Source organism: Corynebacterium pelargi (assembly GCF_014635485.1).
Lineage (GTDB): Bacteria > Actinomycetota > Actinomycetes > Mycobacteriales > Mycobacteriaceae > Corynebacterium > Corynebacterium pelargi.
In genome coordinates this window covers 1-1,560 of the sequence record NZ_BMCX01000009.1, presented here as the reverse complement: position 1 = coordinate 1,560, position 1,560 = coordinate 1, and the positions used below count along the sequence as shown (strand labels likewise).

The following is a 1,560-nucleotide window of genomic DNA, read 5'->3' as shown; positions in this document are numbered from 1 at the left end:
AAAAAAGTAATACTCCTTAGAAAGGAGGTGATCCAGCCGCACCTTCCGGTACGGCTACCTTGTTACGACTTCGTCCCAATCGCCGATCCCACCTTCGACCACTCCCTCCACACACAGTGGTTGGGCCATGGGCTTCGGGTGTTACCAACTTTCATGACGTGACGGGCGGTGTGTACAAGGCCCGGGAACGTATTCACCGCAGCGTTGCTGATCTGCGATTACTAGCGACTCCGACTTCATGGGGTCGAGTTGCAGACCCCAATCCGAACTGAGGCCGGCTTTCAGCGATTCGCTTACCCTCACAGGCTCGCTGCGCGTTGTACCGACCATTGTAGCATGTGTGAAGCCCTGGACATAAGGGGCATGATGATTTGACGTCATCCCCACCTTCCTCCGAGTTCACCCCGGCAGTCTCTCATGAGTCCCCACCATTATGTGCTGGCAACATAAGACAAGGGTTGCGCTCGTTGCGGGACTTAACCCAACATCTCACGACACGAGCTGACGACAACCATGCACCACCTGTACACCAACCACAAGGGAAAGACTATCTCTAGCCCGATCTGGTGTATGTCAAGCCCAGGTAAGGTTCTTCGCGTTGCATCGAATTAATCCACATGCTCCGCCGCTTGTGCGGGCCCCCGTCAATTCCTTTGAGTTTTAGCCTTGCGGCCGTACTCCCCAGGCGGGGCGCTTAATGCGTTAGCTACGGCACAGAAATCGTGGAAGATCCCTACACCTAGCGCCCACCGTTTACGGCATGGACTACCAGGGTATCTAATCCTGTTCGCTCCCCATGCTTTCGCTCCTCAGCGTCAGTTACTGCCCAGAGACCTGCCTTCGCCATCGGTGTTCCTCCTGATATCTGCGCATTCCACCGCTACACCAGGAATTCCAGTCTCCCCTACAGCACTCAAGTTATGCCCGTATCGCCTGCACGCCCGGAGTTAAGCCCCGGAATTTCACAGACGACGCGACAAACCACCTACGAGCTCTTTACGCCCAGTAATTCCGGACAACGCTCGCACCCTACGTATTACCGCGGCTGCTGGCACGTAGTTAGCCGGTGCTTCTTCTCAAGGTACCGTCACAAAAAGCTTCGTCCCTTGCGAAAGAGGTTTACAACCCGAAGGCCGTCATCCCCCACGCGGCGTCGCTGCATCAGGCTTGCGCCCATTGTGCAATATTCCCCACTGCTGCCTCCCGTAGGAGTCTGGGCCGTATCTCAGTCCCAATGTGGCCGTCCACCCTCTCAGGCCGGCTACCCGTCGCCGCCTTGGTAGGCCATTACCCCACCAACAAGCTGATAGGCCGCGGGCCCATCCCACACCGAAAAAACTTTCCACCACACGAACTACCATGTGGTCCTATCTGGTATTAGACCCAGTTTCCCAGGCTTATCCCAAAGTGCAGGGCAGGTCACCCACGTGTTACTCACCCGTTCGCCACTCGAGTACCCCTGCAAGCAGAGGCCTTTCCGTTCGACTTGCATGTGTTAAGCACGCCGCCAGCGTTCGTCCTGAGCCAGGATCAAACTCTCCACAAAAAATGAACAAAACA

General features: G+C 56.1%; 1 rRNA gene. It reads right to left on the bottom strand.

The features are described from left to right. Nucleotides 1-20 precede the first annotated feature (20 nt). Nucleotides 21-1,546 (bottom strand): 16S ribosomal RNA (locus IEU99_RS10925). Nucleotides 1,547-1,560: the final 14 nt, after the last annotated feature.